Source organism: Lysinibacillus irui, from assembly GCF_028877475.1.
Taxonomy (GTDB): domain Bacteria; phylum Bacillota; class Bacilli; order Bacillales_A; family Planococcaceae; genus Lysinibacillus; species Lysinibacillus irui.
This window is the reverse complement of sequence record NZ_CP113527.1, coordinates 4390956-4411875: the sequence shown is the minus strand read 5'-3', so window position 1 is coordinate 4411875 and position 20920 is coordinate 4390956. Positions and strand designations below refer to the sequence as shown.

Sequence of the window (20920 nt, the reverse complement as noted above, 5' to 3'; positions counted from 1 at the left end):
GGAAGTAGTACTTTGCCAAGTTTTTCGCATTTTTTTCACATACTAATGGAAACAAAAGGTGTATTCTTTAAAGCTATGCTTTTAACATTAGAGCTGACGGTGGTTTCTATCTTGCTTGGAATCGTCATCGGACTTGCCTTTGCCTTATTAAAAATTTCTAATATAAAAATTTTAGAACTTATTTCAGATATATATGTCTATTTGGTTCGCGGAACACCGCTGATTGTTCAAATATTTATCCTCTACTTTGGAATTAGCGGGATTTTCCTTCTTCCTGATTTTTGGGCTGCTTCACTTGCTCTAGCGTTACATAATGGAGCTTATATTTCTGAAATTCTTAGGGGAGCAATTCAGTCAGTCGATAAAGGCCAGTTTGAGGCAGGACGCTCTTTGGGAATGACAAAGACACTGACATTAAGAAGGATTATTCTCCCACAGGCATTCCGTAGAGCATTACCGCCTTTAGGCAATCAATTTATCATAAGCTTAAAAGATTCTTCGTTAGCCGCATTTATCTCCATGAATGAGCTGTTTAATGTGGCGACAACACTTGGGTCAAATAATTTTGATGAAATGACTTATTTACTCATTGTAGCAGTCTACTATTTATTACTGGTAGCGTTGATGACATTTGTAGTGAAACGAACTGAACTAAAATTAACAGTAAGCGACAGATAGGAGCTGAAAAGATTGGACACTAAGGAAATGATTAAAATAAAACAATTGAATAAATCATTCGGAGACTTACATGTATTGAAAAATATCGACATGACAGTCTACGAGAGCGATGTTGTTTGTCTAATAGGATCGAGCGGATCAGGGAAAAGCACCCTCCTTCGCTGTTTGAACTTTTTAGAAAGAAAGGATAACGGCCATATTATAATTGAGGGAAATGAAGTCAATCCACGAACAGATGACCTTAACAAGATTAGAGAAAAGGTAGGTATGGTGTTTCAAAATTTCAACTTATTCCCACACAAAACGGTTCTGGAAAATATTATTGAAGCACCTATTATGGTAAAGGGTGTAGGCAAAGAGAAAGCTATCATCAAAGCAAAACAATTACTGAAAAAAGTAGGTTTGGAAGATAAGTCGGATGTCTATCCTAGTAAGCTATCAGGGGGGCAAAAGCAACGGGTGGCGATTGCTAGAGCACTTGCGATGGAACCAGACATTATGCTTTTTGATGAGCCAACATCGGCACTCGATCCCGAGCTTGTGGGAGAGGTTTTAACAACCATGAAAGACTTGGCTGAAGAAGGTATGACAATGGTTGTTGTAACCCATGAAATGGGATTCGCAAGAGAAGTAGCTGATTGGATTGTGTATATGCATGATGGGAAAATTATTGAACGCGGCACACCTGAACAATTTTTTAACCATCCGAAAGAGGAGAGAACTCGGGAATTTTTAACTGCGACAATGCTTAAATAAAACTAAATGGTCCTGCCTATATGAAAGGAAGGACCTCTTATATTGAAGCACTAAATTGTTAATTTATAGAGGAAAGAAGCATTCTTTATATTAATAACTAAAATTTAGTTAAATCACATCATTAAATTTCTTATAAAGCAGGTACTAAAAAACTGCAATTAGACTAGTTAAGGCGAACCATGGAAATTTAATAGCAAAAAGAGAAATTGCACAGCGCAATTTCTCTTTTTGCTTGAACTAAAATTAATTATAACTCAACCTCGGTAACTTCATTATTATCTTTACCGTTGCCATTACCATTACCATTACCGTTACCGTTGCCATTGCCATTGCCATTACCAGGCTTTTCAACCACCACATCAAATGTTAATGTGTGATCACCATACGTTACTGTAATTGTCGTAGTACCTTGACCTTTTCCTTTTACAGCCCCCGCTTTTACAGAAGCTATTTTATCGTTTGTTACTTCGTAGGTTGCAAGCGTTGTAACATCTTTTTCTGTTGTTTTTCCCTCAAAAGTAGTTACTTCAGTAATCTTAACTGAAACTTCTTTACCTATTCTAGTTTCAACCTTAGCTTGGTCAATTTCTAGTGTTACGATTGGTGTTTCTACAACAGGTGCTTTAACTGTAACATTTATCTTAGCTTCATTATCACCGTATGAAATAGTAATCGTAGTCGTGCCCTCACCTACAGCAGTTACTAATCCATTTGCTACTGTTGCAACATTTTCATCTCCAACCACATAAGTAGCTTTTGAAGTTACATCTTCCTCTGTTGCTTCACCTTCTGGAGGAGTAGATGTCTCTGTTACCGTAAGTTGTGCAGTTTCTCCAACTGTTAGGTTTAGCTCTGTTGGATTGACAGAAAGCGTTACTTTTGGTTCAACTACATCATTTTCATATATTAAGGCTTCACCAACATTCCCGGCAGCGTCTTCAATTTTTACAGATACAGCATTAGTTTCTGCTGTTACTGGGAATGTGAAGCTACCGTCTTGATTTAATTCAAAAGGAACTGGTGCTTGTACTTCGCCATTAATCGTCGAAATATAGGAAGCTTTTAATTTATCATTTAAATTGTAATTTAAACCGTATAAATATAACTCTTCATTGTAGTCGATATATTTATCTGTTACCTGTCCTGTAGCGACACCTTCAGTAACTGAACCAGTAATTTCTGGTTTCGTCGTTTTCACGATAATTGGTCCAACATAATCGGACACTACTCCTGATGCCGCAAGACCAGTAAAGTCAATTGTATAGAGACCATCTGGAATTGTTGTGGCAGGTTCTGGTCCCCATGGTTTGTACTGCCCAGCAATATTCAGCGTATAAGATCCTTTTCCTAGTGCAGTACCTGCGTGAAGATAGCCGATGTAGCCGTCACCATATTCTCCACCTTGAGGATTCATAATATCCCAAAGCTCGATATAGTTAGTTGTTACATCTCCAGTTAATGTAAATGAAAGGACAGCTGAATCTTTCACTCCATCACCGTTGAAGGATAGGTCTGTTTCTGTAATCTTTAAATCTTTAAGTTCAGTTACTGCCTCGCTGCCAAAGTCAGCTGCGAATGGTAATGAAATTTCTGTAGCTCCACCGCTGATGTGAATATACCCTAGTATTTCAGAGCCGTTTGGTGCAGTAGCTTGTGAAGCGGTTAATGTAATATTTAACAATTGCTCACCAACTAGGTTAAATGTTGGCTGGTCGACTGTAACAGTTGCATCACCAAATGTTTTTGTCACATCAATTGATACGTTATAATTACCGCCGTTCCCTTTTATATCTTTTACTAAAACTTGTTTTGTTACGGAAATATCCTGATCTTTAAGTGGTTGTGGACCGAACGTAACTGTACCTTTCAAGTTTTCTGAAACAGCTCCAGTTCCATCTAAAATTGCACTATCCAGTGCATAGGCAAGAATTTCTGGATGCGCTGCAGCATAAGCATTTACACGACCTGCTCCTTGAGAGAACACATCGTATTTTGTTTTATCTAAAACCTTTGCTGTATTAGAAAGCGCCACTTTTATGTCGAACGCGTTCCAATCAGGATTTGCTTGTTTAAGTAATGCAACAATACCTGTAATATGCGGTGTTGCCATAGAAGTTCCTGTTTTACGATCATATGCTTCTGCATAATCTGCATCAGGGAAATCCTTTTTATACATTGGAATCGTTGACATAATGTTTGTTCCAGGTGCACTTACATCTGGTTTAATATCAAAGTTTGGTGTAGATGGTCCACGGGAACTTGAATCGTTTACTTCATCTCCTAGTGTCTGTGTGGAAGTAAATTGACTAAAGCTAACTTTTCCAGTTCCGCCTGCCAATGCAGCTCGAATTGCATCGCCATCCGTTTGGGACATATCAAATGTTGGTAGAAAAGCAAATGAATCACCAAGGAATGTACCTGAAATATTAGGTGCATTTGTTCCACCAGCAAAGTTATGAATAATTGTTGCGACTGCTCCATTTGCCTTTGCGTTCGCAATTTTATCAACAAAGGCGATACTGCCACGAGAGATCAATGCCACTTTACCTTCTACATCGATTCCCTCAAAGTCTTTTACTTCCCCGTTTCCAGGGATAGCAACTAGGTCAAATTCTCCTTGAAGCTGTGTTGCTAAATCCCTTCCAAAAGTTGTTCCCATTAATGGGAGCTGTTTTGTTAAGTTGTAGTCACCAACAGTAACATTCACTTCCCCGTTATACTTTGTTTCAGGATTTGTTGTGTTACCGACAGCAATTCCTAAACGAGCAGTTGCAGGCGTGCCCATTGTTCCGCGATTTGGGCCGGAGTTCCCTGTCGCAATTACTCCGATTGTTCCAGCCATCATTGCATTATTAATAGCAAATGAACCAGCATCCGTTTCAGAGTTAGCTCCCCCACCAAGAGAAAGGTTAATAACGTCCATTTTTTCTGTTACAGCGGTTTCAATTGCTTTAACAATACCAGATGTAGCTCCACTTCCATATGCACCAAGAACACGGTAAGCATAAAGGTCTACTTTTGGAGCAATTCCTTTAATACCAAATTTGTTTGCTCCGATTGCTGCAATGGTTCCAGCAACATGGGTACCGTGAGAAGTATAGAACGAGCTTCCTTTTTCATTAAATTCAGGTGTTCCGGCAGGACGCTCAGAAGGCAATGTTTCCGATGCATCGTCATCTGCTCGAGGCTTCGTGTAAGTTGATGAATTTGGAATAAAGTTTTTCCCCCCCTTGTAAATTCCAGCGAATTCAGGGTGATCTGCGTCAATACCAGTATCTAATACTGCTACTTTTATTCCTTGTCCTTCAATTCCTTCATTCCACAGCTGTTCGATCCCAAGGAAAGAAATACTTGTGTTCATTTGGGCCTCTAATTGATCTTCCTTAATAAGTTCCGATGATTTCATTGTATTATCTTCTGATGCGTAAACAATTGCATCAGGTTCGATTAATGTAATTCCTTCTATTGAAAGCAGTTTCGGGAGATCATTTGCTTTCACTGTTGCCGCAAAACCGTTTAAAACAGTATCAAATGTGTAGCCTTGAGTCATTTGAACATTTTTAGTAGCTAACTCTTTTTTTACTTTTGCTTGTTGAGCTTTTACATTTGAACGTACTTCATTTGCTCGCGCATTAGAGAACTTTTGGCCTTTCACCTGGCTCATTCCTTGCTCTAGTGCCACAGGCGTTTCAGATAAATGTACGATGACTGCAACTTCTTGATTGCCTGATACATTTTGTAAGCTTTCGTGAAGAGTTGGACCATCTTTAGACAAGCTTAGCTGTTCAGCGATGGCCGCCTTAAGTTGAAGTATACTTTCACTTTGACTATCCTGTTTAAATGGTTTAGATTCTTCAGCACTAGCGCTCGATAATGGAACCAATAGAAAAAGCACCATAACGAAAGCTATAATACTACTTAAAAACTTCATAAACGTAAACTTTTTCAAAACCCATTTCTCCCTCCACATTTAATTATCACACTAAACAGAAAAGTGTGATAATTCCAATTTATCACAGGAGTAGTAATTCGAATATCGGAATATTTGAATATACCAAAATATTGATAATAAGTATTAGTTTATCAATTATATTTTAATTCTATTTTCCTAGTAATGTAATTAAAAAATAGAACTTTAAAATGAGAAAGGACTTACAGAAATATATTCATTTTGTCAATTTAATTAGTAAAGCACAAATAAGAAAGATTTTTTTAAAATCTATTTGACGTTCTGTATTATTTTTTGTACGATATGGAAGAAAAGAATGTGCCCGGACTTGTACGGGAGAGGTTCATAGCTGATACCCTCTATAAAAAACTATGGAAACATGACATTATGCCATGTCCATATCGGACGTGGCTTTTTTATGTTTTTACTTATGTTTTAATAGAATGATTGGTAATGCCTCTCTTGAAAAGTGTTGGGAAACATTTTACAAGGAGGTTTTTTTATGTCTGGTCGAAGTCATGAAGAAGGACTAAAGGATTTAACATTGTTGGGTAACCAAGGTACACAATATTCATATGATTATGCACCTGAAGTTTTGGAGGCAGTAGATAATCTTCATTCCAATCGAGATTATTTCGTTAAGTTTAATTGTCCAGAGTTCACTAGTTTATGTCCGCTTACACATCAGCCTGATTTTGCAACGATGTATATCTCGTATATCCCTGATAAAAAAATTGTTGAGAGTAAATCACTAAAATTGTATTTATTCAGTTTTAGAAATCACGGAGATTTCCATGAGGATTGCGTTAATATCATTATGAATGATTTAATTACATTACTTGACCCAAGATATATAGAGGTTTGGGGGAAATTTACTCCACGAGGTGGTATCTCGATCGATCCATGGTGTAACTATGGGAAGCCAGGAACTAAATACGAAGAAATAGCCAATTATCGTTTAATGAACCACGATCTTAACCCAGAAAAAATTGATAATCGATAAGTGAAGCAAGAAAGAGGTTTTTAGCTACCCTCTTAAAAAAACTAAGAAGAAAGCAGCACTTTTTCTTAGAGTGCTGTTTTTTCGATATAAGGGAGTCTTTATGGATGAAGAAGGAAAAAGCGATTGTTGTATTTAGTGGAGGTCAGGACAGCACAACATGTTTGTTCTGGGCAAAAGAACGTTTTAAAGAGATTGAGGCAGTAACTTTTGATTATGGTCAAAGGCATCTTCTGGAAATTGAATGTGCGAAGGTGATAACAAAGGAGCTTGGTGTCAAGCATCACATTCTGGATATGACACTCCTGAATCAGCTTGCCCCGAATGCATTGACACGACAAGACATAGAGGTGAAGGACGGAGAAAATGGTGAGCTTCCATCGACTTTTGTGCCTGGTCGAAATCTACTTTTTCTTTCATTTGCTGGTGTTTTAGCGAGCCAAGTGGGAGCAAAGCATATTGTAACGGGTGTGTGTGAAACAGACTTTAGCGGATATCCGGATTGCCGAGATATTTTTATTAAATCCTTGAATGTAACGTTAAATTTATCTATGAATGATTCTTTTGTCATTGATACACCGTTGATGTGGCTGAATAAGGCACAGACTTGGGAGCTTGCTGATCAGCTTGGGGCGCTTGAGTTTGTTCGAGAAAGAACGTTAACTTGCTATAACGGTGTCATAGCAGATGGCTGTGGTGAATGCCCAGCGTGTAACCTGCGAAAAAAAGGGCTTGATGAGTATTTGAGTTATAGGAAGGAGTTTTAAGACATGTCAGATTATAAAATCGTCGAGAGGCTCCAAAAAATAGATGAGGATATTCAAAGAAATCAATTGAAATACCATGCAAAGCGTGTTCTCGTAAGCAAAGAATTTACCTTCGATGCTGCTCATCATTTACATCATTATGAGGGGAAATGTAAAAATCTGCACGGTCATACCTATCGTGTCATATTAGGACTGAGTGGCTACACAGATGAACGTGGTTTGATGATTGATTTTGGCGATATAAAAGAGATATGGAAACAAAAAATAGAGATTCATTTGGATCACCGTTATTTAAATGAAACACTTCCACCTATGAATACGACGGCAGAGAACATTGTTGTTTGGATTTACGAAAAGCTGACTGAGGCCTTGCTTGATGAAAGATATAACGGTGCGTGTGTAGAGTTTATCAGGCTTTACGAAACTCCTACAAGCTTTGCAGAAGCAAGACGGGAGTGGATGGAAGTTGAATAAAGTACCTATTATCGAAATTTTTGGACCAACAATTCAAGGTGAGGGAATGGTAGTTGGCCAGAAGACGATGTTTGTAAGAACTGCAGGCTGTGATTATTCTTGTTCCTGGTGTGATTCATCATTTACGTGGGATGGTAGCGGAAAGCATCTTATTGTCCAAATGACAGCAGAAGAGATTTGGTCTGAATTAAAACGTCTTGGTGGCAGTGGATTTTCATTTGTTACGATTTCGGGCGGTAATCCTGCACTCTATCCATATTTGCAAGAGCTCATTGCAATTTTAAAAGAAAACAACATAAAGGTTAGTGTGGAAACGCAGGGAAGTAGATGGCAAAAATGGATGTATGAGATTGATGAGCTGACAATTTCACCAAAGCCACCTAGTTCTGGAATGACTACGGACTATTCGATGCTCTCAAATATCTTCGAAAAACTTAAAAATCGAAACAGTAATCACCATACATCCCTCAAAATAGTCGTTTTTAATCAAGAGGATTACGACTATGCTAAACAAATTCATCATCGTTATCCAACGATTCCTTTTTATCTCCAAGTTGGTAACGATGATCTTACGTCGATTGATAATTCACGAATAGCTATCCATTTATTAGATAAATATCATGAGCTCATTGATCGAGTAATAAAGGATGAAGAATTAAGAGATGTCAAAGTACTACCGCAGTTACATGCTCTTGTTTGGGGGAATAAAAGAGGTGTATAGGGGTGCCATTACAATAATGTCTTGAAATTGATTTGAGGAGTAATAGGATGAGAATACTATTTTATTTATTATCTATTGTCGTTGCTAATGTGGTAACGGCAGCATTTGCGCCGTTACATTTTGGTATGTTTATCGTGCCAATGGGGACGCTTTTAATTGGAGCGACTTTTATTTTTCGCGATCTTGTGCAAAATAAATATGGTAGAGCAAAGACATATATAGTTATTATTACAGCTTTAATTTTATCAGCAGTAGTGTCATTCCTTCTAGGGGATACACTTTTGATTGTGGTAGCGTCAGCCCTATCATTTGTTGTCGCTGAAACGGCTGATACAGAAATTTATAGTCGATTGAAATTACCAATGGCATGGCGTGTGCTCTACAGTGGAATTGTTGGAGGATTTCTGGATTCTGCTATTTTCGTAGTAATCGGCTTGAGTCCATTGGGGGCTAATATGTTGCCTTGGGAAGCGGTGCCTGCCGCCATTTTTGGACAAATTATTGTGAAAACGATTATTCAAATGTTCGGTGCACTAATTTTAGGCCAAGTTGGTGCAATGAAAGAAAAACGTCTTATTTCAGGATAATTTTTTGAAATATGATGAAGAGAGCTTTTCTGTAAAAGAAGTGTTTCAACAACATGGCTTTAGATGAAGTATTGCATTTCCTTTTCTATATTTTTTAAGAAATATAGTCTTATACTAGTTGCGTCGGACCATAACTTAAGCAACAGAAATTATAAAAAAGTACCAGTCCTCATGGGCTGGTACTTTTTCTTCAAAGTTTAAAAATACTATTTTTATTTTATCTAGCAAGTTCAACAAGTATTATTCTCGAATTATTACTTTACCATTTCTAAGGCTGCTGGTTCTTTATGCTGTATATGACTTGAAGTCCAGCCGATGATGAAAGCGAGTAAAAGGTAAATAAGTAATATACATGCTTGTGTGATTAAGTTTGACCAGCCACCGAGAGAAACAACCTCCTGGAAGCTTTTCAATGAGTGGGCCATCGGTAAAAACCCTCCAACCCTAGCTAACATTGGATTTTCAAGTTCTCCTGGGAAAGTTCCGCCACAGGTTGCTAGTTGAAATACTAAGAGAGTGACAGCTAGTAATTTACCAAGATTCCCTAAGAGAATAATAAGCATCAGGATGAAGGTCATGAAAGTAAATGACACGATAATACTTGATAGGATAAATAACGGTACACTTGCTACTGCTAATTTAAATCCTAAAAGTACGACCAGGTCCACGATAAGTGTCTGAATTATTCCTATTATATAAACTAATCCTAGTTTATTAATAAAGTGAACTGTTCCAGTTACTTTTAGACGTTCTCTACGTCCTAAAGGTAGGATGTTGGCTGCCATAATGCCTCCTACAAAGAAAGCAAGTGATAAGAAGTAAGGAGCAATGCCAGTCCCGTAATTCGGAACTTTGGATAAATGGGATTCTACCAATTCAATTGGTTGTGCAAACATTGTTGAGGTAGAGTCATTGTATTGAAGATTAGACGTTTTTTCTGCAGCTTCATTTAGCTTTGCTGATAATTCATTTGAGCCAATTGCTAGAGAAGAAAGCCCGTCTTGTAGGTCCGCTAATCCGCTTGATTCATGACTGATTCCGTTTGCGAGAGTTGTAATGCCAGTGTTAAGTGTTGTATAGCCTGTCATCCATTTTGTAAACCCACTAGCAAATGCATTCGTACTCTCTTGTAACTGTTTTGCTCCTTCAGTAGTCTGAGTAATGTTAGCACCTAACGTTTCCATCCCAGTTTGAAGCGAAGCCTGTGCAGTAGTAATTTTTTTTGCAGCTATTTCTATCTGATCTTGGTCAGATTTTAAAGTAGTTTCTGTCGTAGATAATTTTTTAGATAAAGCAATAATTTGTTGGAGTTTCCCATCCTGATTTGCTTCAGGATGTTCTTTTACATATTGAGTCATTTGTTCCTCCAAATTCTTAGCGGTGATAGCTGCTTGTTCTTGTCCCTGAGCTAACTTTGTATTTCCAACAGACCAGTTAGTAATGCTTTGGCTTACTTGATTCATTCCCGATTGTAGAGAATGTTCACCATCCGTAAGCTGATGTAACCCCTTATATAAGGAATTAGAGCCGGTTGTAAGTTCATTTACACCAGAAGATAAGCTCTTTTGGCCAGCTGAAAGTTCCGTGCTCCCTGTTTTAAGTTTTTGTGCCCCTTCATCTAAACTTTGAATACCTTCTGTTAACCTTCTACTTCCGTTTTGTGCATCAACAGTGCCGTTATAAAGTTTCTGTGCTCCAGTTCCTGCATCCATGAAGCCAGCTGAAACGTCCTTGAATTTAGTTAGAATTGTTTCAGAATAGATCTTCGTGACATTGGCATTGATTTTTGTATTCATTTTTTCAACGGCCGTTGTAGTAATTTGTGAGGCTACATAGTTTTTCCCTGGATTGACTTCATATAAAAGTTTAGCTGGTTTTGGTGTTTTATCCATGACCGTTGTTATGTTTTTAGAAAAATTCTTTGGAATTTTAATAATCATATAATAGTCGCCAGCTTCAAGTCCCTTTTTGGCGGTCTTGGCAGAGACAAATTGAAAATTTAACTCTTTGCCTTTTTTTAATTGAGCAACAAAATCATTTCCGATATGAATGGCTTTATTATTGATAGTAGCTCCTTCATCAAGATTGACAACTGCTACGGGAAGTTTATCTAATTGTCCATATGGATCCCAATAGCCAGCTAAAAAGAATCCTACGTAAATTAAAGGAACAAGTGTAAGAAAAATTAAAGCAATGCGTCCATGCTTATGTTTCCAAATGGCGACTAAGTCTTGTAATACTAATTGTAATCCTTTCATGAAATATCCTACCTTTCTTTATGCAAAAGATTATTTCATCTTAATCTAATATGTTGATGTTGTATAATACATAAAAGGTTATGCATAATAGATTTGAGTCTATGATAAAGGGGAGTCTGCATGGAACTTTTGCAATTAAAATACTTTCAAACAGTTGCTCGGCTGGAACATATGACGAAGGCAGCAGAACAACTTCAAATTGCCCAGCCATCCCTTAGTAAAACGATTTCTCGTTTAGAGGAAGATTTAGGAGTGGAATTGTTTGATCGGGAACATCGGAAAATAAGTCTGAATGCAGCTGGAAAAGTTTTTTTAAATCGTGTGGATCGAGCTTTTGCAGAATTGAATGAGGGTCAAAGAGAACTTAATCAATTTATCGATCAAGATCAAAAGAGTATTACATTAGCAGTTACCATTCCAAGAGTGTTACCTTCATTATTAGGTTCTTTTTTATCGAAACATCCCGATGTTCGTTTTCAACAATTTCTAAAATCTGTTTCTTCTATGAAGAAAATGCTATTAGAAGGGGATTTAGATTATTGTATTTCTTCAATTCCAATTGAAGGAGAGGGCGTAAGATGGGAGCCACTCATTACGGAAGAAATATTTTTGATTGTACCACCTAATCATCAGCTAGCAGAGAGGGAAAGTATCCGGCTTGAAGAAGTGAAGGATGAAGCATTTATTAGCATGAATACAGGGTATGGATTCCGAAACTTAACTGACCAGTTTTGCCGGGAAGCAGGATTTGTTCAACATATTGCTTTTGAGGGAGACGAACCTACCGTTATTTCAGACTTAGTTAGGCAAGGATTAGGTGTAGCTTTCGTTTCTGAATTATCATGGGTACCTAAATCAGGACAGTTTCCGCATAAGCTTCGAATAGTTGAACCAACTTGTCAACGAACAATTGGATTAGCCTGGTCCGAAAAGCGCTACTTCACACCAATTGCAAAGCAATTTCGCTTATTTGTTTTAGACTATTTTTTATCAATTTCTCAAAGTAAATAAAATGACCAATCTTTATAGTCATAGTTAAGAATATACGTTTACAAGTAAAGCAAATATAAAGGAGATTGGCATTGCCAGTCTCCTTTAATGTGGTCGATCTACTCCGTTAATACATTGGCAGTATAGGCAGCTAATAGTTCACGTACTTCGTCAGTCGAATGGGCATTTAGTAATTGAACTCTTAATTGACTAGCCCCTTTGAAGCCACGTACATATATTTTAAAGAAGCGTTGTAATGCTTTAAATGAGCGCGTTTCAAATTCTTTAGAGTAATGATCATGGAGATCCAGGTGAAGGGATAGCAAGCTAAGGTATTCTTTAGCACTATGCTCTGTCGGCTCCTTTTCAAAGGCAAACGGGTTTGAAAACACACCTCTGCCTATCATTACACCATCGACACCGTATTGCTCAACTAGCTTTAGGCCTGTTGAACGATCTGGAATATCTCCGTTGATCGTCAGCAATGTTTTAGGAGCAACTTCATCTCGCAGTTTTTTGATATCTGCAATTAATTCCCAATGGGCTGCAACTTTGCTCATTTCTTCTCGTGTACGAAGATGAATAGAAAGATTGGCGATATCCTGTTTCAGTATATGAGTGAGCCAATCACGCCACTCGGCTACATTTGTAAAGCCAAGTCTCGTTTTTACACTTACAGGTAAGCCTCCTACCTTTGCGGCTTGAATGATTTCAGAGGCACGTTCAGGATGAAGAATTAAGCCGGCTCCTTTGCCTCTTTCAGCCACATTATCGACAGGGCACCCCATATTAATATCGATACCTTTAAAGCCTAGTTCCTTCATTCCGATACTCATTTGACGGAAATGTTCAGGGTTGTCTCCCCAAATATGTGCGACAATCGGCTGCTCATCTTCTGTGAATGCTAAACGGTTACGTACATTGTCCATACCATCTGGATGACAATAGCTCGTTGTATTGGTGAATTCCGTAAAAAATACATCGGGCCGTCCAGCCTCACTAATGACATGACGAAAAACGACATCTGTCACATCCTCCATTGGAGCTAAAATGAAAAATGGCCGTGGTAAATCAAGCCAGAAATTATTTTGATTCATTGATGAATATCCTCTCTTTCCAAAATACTACCTTGCAAAAAGATATCATATTTACTTTATTTCTACATAATTAATGCTTCTGCAATTAGTGGGAGATTAAATGTAGTACCCCGCTGCAATTTATGATGGAGAATAATTAGTATTTCAAAGAAATATTGACATTTATTTTTCGGGCAACTAAGCTTAATTGAAAATAGAGCTGGGAAGGGGACTGCCAGTGGAATTGATTAAATTAAATTGCCCAAATTGTGATGGGAAAATTGAATACAAAGAAGGGCAATCATTCAAATGTCCTTATTGCGATACTGAAATAATGTTGAAAGAGAATAAGGTGTATTATGTAGATCAAACCATTCATAATTATTACGGAACACCTTCTCCTAGTACGATGCCACGCCCAAAATCAAATCTAAAGGTGCTTCTTATTGTGCCGATTATAATCCTTTGTGCATTTTTTGTTTATTTTCTTTTGGGTAACAATCATACAGAATACGGCAATCAAGAGCAAATCCCAGTTCGAACAATGCCTGAAAGCGAAGTGTTATTATTCTTTTTAAAAGATATTTTTGAAAAAGGTGAATTATTGCCCACTCAAGAAGAAATCGCAAGCATTCGTTATTTGGCCGCCTATTATTCTGACGATCAATGGCATTTTGATTACAGTCTCGACGATCCATTTACAAATAAAAACGCCAAGATTTCCACTTATATTATGATGGATAAGTTATTGAATACACAAAAAATCGAACAGAAAGATTTTGAAGCCTTTACAGGACTGGCTGTCTTAAAGCTTATGAATGATTATGAAATCTCACAGAGTGAAAATGTAAGCTTCCTACATCTGAAAAACTTAAAGAGCTATACAGGTAGCTTTAATGAATCATTTAGTAAAATTGCGGAATATTTTAGCGATAAATCTAATGTTATAGAGCTCTCAATTCAAATACGAAGTAATAATGAGCTTGCTTTATTATTAGAGTTTCCTAATCTTCAATCACTTGAAATTTCTTATATGACTGAAGAGGTTACAGATTTCCAGCTACTAAATAAATTACCACTAAAATCGCTGTCATTAAAATCTACCAACGATTTAAAGTGGTTGTCTACACTCACTAATTTAGAATCGTTAGCACTAGAAATTAGTGAGGCGACAGATTTTAACTCACTTTATTCATTGAATCAATTACAAGAATTGAAACTCTCATCAGTAAGAAATTTAAAAACGCTTGATTTTATAGATAATATGCCTAACCTACAATCACTTGATCTTGAATATATGAACATTACGAATTTAGAAAAACTTAGAAATAAATCATCTTTGACAAAGCTGCGTTTATCTTCTCCAGGACAATTAGAATTGCTTGATATTGTGAACAGTCTATCATCACTGACTGAGTTATCGGTAACTGGTTATTATGGAGATACGTCAACAATTGTAGTGCCCCATTTGAAAAAGGCCGAACTTCCAGGTTCTTTTATAGAAAAGTTAGAGGCGCCAGCTTTAAAAGATTTGACGGTTTATATAAGTGGGGGAGCAGGAGTGTCCTTTGATGGATCAGAATTACTGAAATACCCACAGCTAGAACAACTTACAGCAAGAGAATATGGTGATTTTACAGGTATTCGTTCTTTCAATCAACTACCGAATCTGCATACACTTAACTTTAATGAGACAGCGTTTTTTCAGGAAACAAGTGAATTATTCAATTTACAGCATGTAAAAACCTTAAATTGTTATAAATGTAGTCTTCAATTAAATAGTACGCAACCATTCACGAATAATGTGTTGGAGCATTTAACCTTGAATGATGTAACGAGTCGAATAGGTAATGGTGATTGGGTACAAGATGTTGAGAAGGTCATACCTTACTTTGTAGACTTTTCAGCTCTCCGTTCATTCACGTTACAAGATAGTTCCTTACAATCGTTAAATATTATGAAAAACTGGCAACAAATTGAGGTTCTTCATCTGGAAAACAACGCTATTTCAAATGTAGAGCCTTTAGTGAATCTACCTAATTTGAAAAAGCTTTATATTTTAGGAAATCAGGTGCAAAATAAGTCTGTTCTAGACAAAGGAAGAATTGAGATTTATTGAGGGTAATGAACCTTTTAGTTGCTATAGAATTTATACATTAAAGGCCTGGTCTTTCGTAATTGTTAGATTTAAAATTGTGCGAGAAGCAAGAGAATTTACCTCTTGCTTCTTTAGTAGTGTTATAGTTTTTATGGGAGGGTTGAATGATGAAAAAGGCAGAAAAGATGGATCAGCATTTAAATTCTTATGGAAGAAAAATGAGTAGTTCTGAGATTTTTCATGTTGTTGATTTAATTTTTGGTATTAATTTAGATAAAGCACCTATTCTATCTAAAAAGTTAAAAGAGACATCTTTATCTTCAGGGAGAGGGGTAATAGATTACCATCTACATCAATACGATGGGGCAATAACAGGGGCAAAGATACGCAAAATAATAAATGAAATTTTTGGTGTTAATTTAGAAGCAATATCCTCATTAGAAGGATCACGACTTTCGTTATATTCAAAAGATCAGTGGATTGTTCAACATGAAAAAGACTTATTTGTAGTACACACTGGTGCAGGAGATGTGGATGTGAAGGTCTTTCCTACAAAGTATTTCACTGAACACACAGGATTAGAAGAGCTCCCAGCTGACTTACAAGATGCTCTCACAGGTTTAGGGTATTACTACAATGAAAAAATGGCCAGCTATTATTTCTCAAACCCCTCAGGTGAAGCAGTTTCAGATGCTTTTAAAGGACAAACAATAGGGGCTATACTTGGAGTTATTCGACATTCATTTTCTAATTTGTAAACAATTCGTTAGGTTTAGAGTCGGGAACTTATAATACATAAACAGTTTATAGTAAGATCAAAAAAATCATTTAGAGGGGAGAGATTCTCCCCATCTATATGATCTTTTTATAGTTATGATGCTTTAACGGTTCTATTTCCCAAAAGACGATAAAAATTTAACTCGGTCTCCCATAGGAGGTGTGTTATGATCTGTTAAAACTACTTCCAATACAGCTGGTCCATTTAAATTCATTAAGTTATTAATCATATCGTTAGTAATATCTTGTAGTCCAGTTACTTGGAAACTCGGTATATCCATCGCTGAAGCCATAGCACTTATATTAATTGGATTTTGCTCAAAGGATGGATGAGTACGTTGAAACTGTAAAGCATGTCCATGATATACCATGCCTAAACGAGCATTATTCATGACAATAAATAAAATCGGTAAATTATACTCTTTCGCTGTTAATATTTCCATTCCATGCATGAAGAAACAACCATCACCAGTGATACATACAACAGGACGTTCAGGTTCAGCTAATTTCGAACCAATAGCAGATCCAATCCCACTTCCCATTGCGCCAAAATGAACATTTATATTAAAAGTATCATAATCTAAAACTTTCATATGATGAATGACATAGGACATAAACTCTCCGATATCGATAGTATACCTTGTAGATGCTGGTAAATATTTTTGAATATTTAACAGAACATTTTTCGTGTTATATTCCTCTGCATTTTCAAGAATTTCTTTATTTTCTTTAATCTCAAGGGAGGTTCTTGTTAAACCTTTCGCTCTTAATTCTTCAATAAGTAATAATAAACTTAGATTGATATCACCTAGCACGGGCATATCAATCTCGTATTTTCGATTGAAGACGGATTGGTCAAAGTCCATCTGTATAGAAAAGCGGTTTTTTGTAAGATTTAAATTGTAGTTATTTGTTGCTGTTTCACCTAAACTTGAACCTACAATTAATAATACTTGTCCATCTCCTTCAGCTATCAATTCTGAAGCGGCTTCGTGACCAGCAAAACCGAAAACGCCAACGAGGAGAGGATGATCCTCTGGAATGTACCCTTTGGCTTGTGGTGTTGTAATAATAGGCCAATTAAGAATTTCTGCTAATTCTAATAATGATTCAACAGAATTTCTTACCCCTTGTCCTACCAAAATATAACCATTTTTTCTTTGTATTAGCTGTTCGGCTACATTTTTAATGGTATCTATTTCAGGAACCATGGCTGTTCTTTTTGGTGAAGCTGGTATTTCTACGTTTTCAACTGTTTCATGTTGAACATCGATTGGTATAGCAATATGTACCGGACCAGGAACTCCCGATATAGCAATTTCGGAGGCTTTTACTATTTCCTTTAATAAATCCTTTGATTCTTTAACAGTTACACTATACTTGGTAACTGATTGGAAAATCGGTTGCGCATCCAATTCCTGAGAGGCATTTAGACCAATTGTATTAACAGGAACAGCACCAGTTAAAAATAAAACCGGCAAATGCTCTCGCATGGCATTTGCGGCACCTGTTACAAGATTTGTCCCCCCTGGACCACTACAGCCAATACATACACTTAGATGATTTGTATACTTTGCGTAAGCAGCAGCCATATATGATGCTGCTCCTTCATGCTTTGTGACAATCGGTGTTAATTCCTTCATATCATAGAGTTCATCAAAAAATGCATTGACTGAACCTGCTGGAATACCAAAAATATATTGCACACCGCTATTTTTTAAATACTCTAAGACCGTACGAGCTGCTTTCATTTTAAATCTCCTTTGCTTAATAAATTTAAACACTACTTGAAATATTTTTTCATAATTTCTCCAGATTTCATAGGCTTGCTGAAAAAATATCCTTGCATTAAATGACAATTTTGTGCCAATAAATAGTCTGCCTGTTCTTTGGTTTCAACTCCTTCGGCAATAACCTCCAGTTTTAAGTTTTGAGCAAGCGTAATAATCGTATTCGTAATAGCTGCTGCGTCATCCGTTAACATTTCTTGAACAAAGGATTTATCAATTTTTAATGTAGAAATCGGCAAGTTTTTCAAATAACCTAGGGATGAATATCCAGTACCAAAATCATCAATTGCTAAATTTACCCCAAGTCCTTGCAGTTGTGTCATCGTTTTTAAAGTTACCTCTGTATTTTTAACAATGAGATTTTCCGTAAGCTCTAGTTGTAAATACTCGGGTGACAAATCTGTTTCCTTTAGGACGTTTTTTACAATAGCAAATAAATCATTCTGCTCGAACTGATGGACAGATAAATTCACCGACACACTAATTAAAGGACATCCCTGGTTATGCCATTCTTTTAATTGCTTGCAGGCTTCCCTAAGAACCCACTCACCTATAGGAACAATTAAACCTGTTTCTTCAGCAATGGGAATAAACTTATCCGGTGCTATCATTCCATGTTTTCGATGATTCCATCTTAATAGAGCTTCAACACCCTTAATTCTATTTGTTTTATAATTTATTTGTGGCTGATAGAAGATAATTAGTTCATCTCGCTCTAAAGCTTTATATAAATCATTCTCAAGTTGGATACTTTCAAAAGTTCTTGTATCCATCCCTTCGCTAAAGAAATGGTAGCTAGTACCGGGTGTTTCTTTTGATTTGTACATAGCTGTGTCTGCATTTTTTATTAATGTTTCTGTAGTCTCACCGTTTTCAGGAAACAGGCTTATACCGATACTTGTTTTAATGTAAATTTCATGGTCTATTAAATTAAAAGGTTTAGAGAAGGAATCATTTATACAATTAATAACCTTCAAAATGTCGTTTTCACATTTAATATTAGGTAAACAGATTGTAAACTCATCCCCACCCTGCCTTGACACGGTTGCATCTTCTGGAACGCAAGCACTTAAACGTTTGGCAACATTTTGGAGCAATAGATCCCCATAGCTATGACCGAGTGAATCATTTACTAATTTGAAACGATCTAGATCTAAATAGAGAACTGCTAATTTTTCACCATTCACTTTTGCAGATTTTAAACCTTGAGTTAATCGGTCTAATAAAAGAATTCGGTTGGGTAAATCTGTTAAGCTATCAAAATAAGCGTGGTATTTAATTTTCTCTTCTAGTTGCTTTCTTTGTGTTATATCTTTAAATGTCACAACTTCACCTACGACCTTGTCTCCTTCTTTTATTAATGAGGTTACATATTCGACTGGAAAGTTTGAATTATCTTTTCTAAAAAAAACTTTGTAGCTATTAAAATTTGTGTTTAAGAAGGGTGAAACCATAATTTTGTCCTCTGTTTCACAGCCACTCATTATAATATCGACTGATTTTCCAATCAGTTCCTTCTCTGTTTCATATCCCAACATGTGTGCACCTGCAGGATTGCAAAATGTAATGTTTCGATCAAGATCTAACCCAAAGATCCCCTCCCCTGCGGAATTGAGAATCAACTCCTTTTCACGGCTAAGCTGCTGTAACTCTGCGACAACTCTTTCGAGCTCTTTATTTTTTTCTCTTACTTCGGAGGTTCTTTCCTCGATAATGATCTCTTGCTTTTCCATATATAACAGGTTTGATAATGCAGATGCAGTAGTATCAACAATTGATTGGGCTAATTGTAATTGAGCTTCTGAGTAGTAGAATGGCTTTTTCTCAAGATTTACAATAGAGATTTGTCCTAAAATCTCACCCATTGATATCAAAGGAAACATAACTAAACCGTTTATGCCAAAATTGCGACAGACTTCATGATTAGGTCTGTCATCCTCAAAGACATTTGGAATAAGAATGGCCTTTTTGGTTTCAAAAACCTCCTGCATTACAGCATCATTGCTTTCATCAATTTTTATTTTATTATGTGTTTTTAGCCAATTTTCTTCCGTCCAATCGCTATCCTTACTCAACTTTGCTGGTTTTATATTCTTTTCTGCTAAAGGGTCTAATAGGTGAACGCCAATATTTTTATTGTCTAGAACCTTTTCTAAGTAAAAAAAGCATTTATCAAGACTCTCTTGTAGTGAAGAGCACATTGATAAGTCACGTGTAACATCGAGCAGCAACTGTTTTTCGTTAATAAGGTGTTCTTTATAAGCTAAGTTGTTTGCGTTTTGGATAGCAACAGCAGCCATATTTACATATGCTTCAACCGTTTGAATTTCTTCCTCTGTTAAGTTCATTGGAATACCATAATCAAATAAAAAAACAAGACCAAATAATTCTTGCTCAAAGGAAATAGGTAGTACTAACAAAGATTTAATATGAAATCCTTCAACAGCTCGAGGGTCAGGTCGATTATCCTTTGACGTATCAGGAATATAGATTGTTTTCTTTGTTTCAATTACTTCTTTAGCCAGTAAATCTATTTCGGTGTCAATAATATGCATATTCAATGTCCAACCATTAATTACTTCTGGTTTTCCAACATACCCTCTAAATGTTCCATCTTTTTGTGGCAGATAAATGCCCACAGAATCACATTTGACGATTTCTTCAGATATTGCAGTTGTTACCTGCTCCAATACTTCACGTAAATCTAGCTTCATGTTAATCATCTTCGTAATATTGGCCAGTCGAGAATACCTTGTTTGTTCCATAGACATTTAAGTGAACCTCCCATTTTGTATCGTTGTCCCATAGAAATTTTTATTAAATTTTTGCTTTATTCGTATCGAATGTCTCATTATTTTCATTTTACAGTAGTAATAAACATGTTGGTAAAAAAATGTAGAAATTAGTTAAAAATTTTTAAAAGTATTCTAAGTTTTTGTTATTAGCTTTATAAAGTAGGACTACAATCCTTCTTTATGTGAAGTTCAGTTATCTTTCTT

General features: G+C 36.4%; 15 protein-coding genes and 1 riboswitch. Of the genes, 10 read left to right on the top strand and 5 right to left on the bottom strand.

Features of this window, described 5'->3' with window-relative positions; all coding sequences use genetic code 11:
- Nucleotides 1-12: 12 nt before the first annotated feature.
- Both OU989_RS22235 and OU989_RS22230 read left to right on the top strand, forming a co-directional pair.
- Complete coding sequence (locus tag OU989_RS22235) at nucleotides 13-678, top strand: amino acid ABC transporter permease (protein ID WP_274795069.1); 666 nt, start codon at nucleotides 13-15, stop codon at nucleotides 676-678.
- A gap of 27 nt (nucleotides 679-705) precedes the next feature.
- Nucleotides 706-1434: an amino acid ABC transporter ATP-binding protein gene (locus OU989_RS22230; protein ID WP_396631789.1), complete on the top strand. Its 729-nt coding sequence runs from the start codon at nucleotides 706-708 to the stop codon at nucleotides 1432-1434.
- 247 nt (nucleotides 1435-1681) lie between these two features.
- Here OU989_RS22230 and OU989_RS22225 read toward each other — a convergent pair whose 3' ends face one another.
- Nucleotides 1682-5383, bottom strand: coding sequence for a S8 family serine peptidase (locus OU989_RS22225; RefSeq protein ID WP_274795067.1), 3702 nt, complete (start codon nucleotides 5381-5383; stop codon nucleotides 1682-1684).
- 332 nt (nucleotides 5384-5715) lie between these two features.
- A riboswitch (PreQ1 riboswitch) is annotated at nucleotides 5716-5762 on the top strand.
- Between the two features lie 123 nt (nucleotides 5763-5885).
- Between OU989_RS22225 and queF the strand changes: the two genes are divergently transcribed.
- From queF to OU989_RS22200, 5 genes are all read left to right on the top strand, one after another.
- Nucleotides 5886-6386 carry a preQ(1) synthase gene (queF, locus tag OU989_RS22220; RefSeq protein WP_274795066.1) on the top strand — a complete coding sequence of 167 codons (501 nt, stop codon included), beginning with the start codon at nucleotides 5886-5888 and terminating at the stop codon, nucleotides 6384-6386.
- A gap of 104 nt (nucleotides 6387-6490) precedes the next feature.
- Nucleotides 6491-7150: a 7-cyano-7-deazaguanine synthase QueC gene (queC, locus tag OU989_RS22215; protein ID WP_274795064.1), complete on the top strand. Its 660-nt coding sequence runs from the start codon at nucleotides 6491-6493 to the stop codon at nucleotides 7148-7150.
- Between the two features lie 3 nt (nucleotides 7151-7153).
- Nucleotides 7154-7624 carry a 6-carboxytetrahydropterin synthase QueD gene (gene queD, locus OU989_RS22210; RefSeq protein WP_274795063.1) on the top strand — a complete coding sequence of 157 codons (471 nt, stop codon included), beginning with the start codon at nucleotides 7154-7156 and terminating at the stop codon, nucleotides 7622-7624.
- Entirely contained in the window at nucleotides 7617-8345 is a 729-nt protein-coding gene (gene queE / locus OU989_RS22205; RefSeq protein WP_274795062.1) for a 7-carboxy-7-deazaguanine synthase QueE, read from the top strand. The genes queD and queE overlap by 8 nt, the downstream gene beginning before the upstream one ends.
- Before the next feature lie 47 nt (nucleotides 8346-8392).
- Nucleotides 8393-8932, top strand: a complete 540-nt coding sequence (locus tag OU989_RS22200) for a VUT family protein (RefSeq protein WP_274795061.1) — start codon at nucleotides 8393-8395, stop codon at nucleotides 8930-8932.
- Nucleotides 8933-9186: 254 nt separating this feature from the next.
- On the opposite strand, the gene OU989_RS22195 is transcribed toward OU989_RS22200, so the two are convergent.
- Nucleotides 9187-11190, bottom strand: coding sequence for a YhgE/Pip family protein (locus tag OU989_RS22195; RefSeq protein ID WP_274795060.1), 2004 nt, complete (start codon nucleotides 11188-11190; stop codon nucleotides 9187-9189).
- 120 nt (nucleotides 11191-11310) lie between these two features.
- Between OU989_RS22195 and OU989_RS22190 the strand changes: the two genes are divergently transcribed.
- Entirely contained in the window at nucleotides 11311-12201 is an 891-nt protein-coding gene (locus OU989_RS22190) for a LysR family transcriptional regulator (RefSeq protein WP_274795059.1), read from the top strand.
- A 98-nt stretch (nucleotides 12202-12299) separates the two neighbouring features.
- On the opposite strand, the gene OU989_RS22185 is transcribed toward OU989_RS22190, so the two are convergent.
- On the bottom strand, nucleotides 12300-13277 hold the full coding sequence (locus OU989_RS22185) for a tRNA dihydrouridine synthase (protein WP_274795058.1): 978 nt from the start codon (nucleotides 13275-13277) through the stop codon (nucleotides 12300-12302).
- Nucleotides 13278-13494: 217 nt separating this feature from the next.
- Here OU989_RS22185 and OU989_RS22180 point away from each other — a divergent pair, with 217 nt between their 5' ends.
- A complete protein-coding gene (locus OU989_RS22180) occupies nucleotides 13495-15375 on the top strand; it encodes a leucine-rich repeat domain-containing protein (RefSeq protein ID WP_274795057.1) in 1881 nt (626 codons plus the stop codon).
- A gap of 143 nt (nucleotides 15376-15518) precedes the next feature.
- Nucleotides 15519-16112, top strand: a complete 594-nt coding sequence (locus OU989_RS22175; RefSeq protein ID WP_274795056.1) for a hypothetical protein — start codon at nucleotides 15519-15521, stop codon at nucleotides 16110-16112.
- A 132-nt stretch (nucleotides 16113-16244) separates the two neighbouring features.
- On the opposite strand, the gene OU989_RS22170 is transcribed toward OU989_RS22175, so the two are convergent.
- Together OU989_RS22170 and OU989_RS22165 are read right to left on the bottom strand one after the other, a co-directional pair.
- On the bottom strand, nucleotides 16245-17882 hold the full coding sequence (locus tag OU989_RS22170) for a thiamine pyrophosphate-binding protein (protein ID WP_274795055.1): 1638 nt from the start codon (nucleotides 17880-17882) through the stop codon (nucleotides 16245-16247).
- Between the two features lie 32 nt (nucleotides 17883-17914).
- Nucleotides 17915-20692: a bifunctional diguanylate cyclase/phosphodiesterase gene (locus OU989_RS22165; RefSeq protein WP_274795054.1), complete on the bottom strand. Its 2778-nt coding sequence runs from the start codon at nucleotides 20690-20692 to the stop codon at nucleotides 17915-17917.
- Between the last annotated feature and the right edge of the window lie 228 nt (nucleotides 20693-20920).

Bases quoted from the DNA above. Each gene is read 5' to 3' on its own strand.
- OU989_RS22230 (WP_396631789.1), top strand. From the start codon at position 706: ATGATTAAAATAAAACAATTGAATAAATCATTCGGAGACTTACATGTA.
- queF (WP_274795066.1), top strand. From the start codon at position 5,886: ATGTCTGGTCGAAGTCATGAAGAAGGACTAAAGGATTTAACATTGTTG.
- queC (WP_274795064.1), top strand. From the start codon at position 6,491: ATGAAGAAGGAAAAAGCGATTGTTGTATTTAGTGGAGGTCAGGACAGC.
- queD (WP_274795063.1), top strand. From the start codon at position 7,154: ATGTCAGATTATAAAATCGTCGAGAGGCTCCAAAAAATAGATGAGGAT.
- OU989_RS22200 (WP_274795061.1), top strand. From the start codon at position 8,393: ATGAGAATACTATTTTATTTATTATCTATTGTCGTTGCTAATGTGGTA.
- OU989_RS22195 (WP_274795060.1), bottom strand. From the start codon at position 11,190: ATGAAAGGATTACAATTAGTATTACAAGACTTAGTCGCCATTTGGAAA.
- OU989_RS22190 (WP_274795059.1), top strand. From the start codon at position 11,311: ATGGAACTTTTGCAATTAAAATACTTTCAAACAGTTGCTCGGCTGGAA.
- OU989_RS22185 (WP_274795058.1), bottom strand. From the start codon at position 13,277: ATGAATCAAAATAATTTCTGGCTTGATTTACCACGGCCATTTTTCATT.
- OU989_RS22175 (WP_274795056.1), top strand. From the start codon at position 15,519: ATGATGAAAAAGGCAGAAAAGATGGATCAGCATTTAAATTCTTATGGA.
- OU989_RS22170 (WP_274795055.1), bottom strand. From the start codon at position 17,882: ATGAAAGCAGCTCGTACGGTCTTAGAGTATTTAAAAAATAGCGGTGTG.
- OU989_RS22165 (WP_274795054.1), bottom strand. From the start codon at position 20,692: ATGTCTATGGAACAAACAAGGTATTCTCGACTGGCCAATATTACGAAG.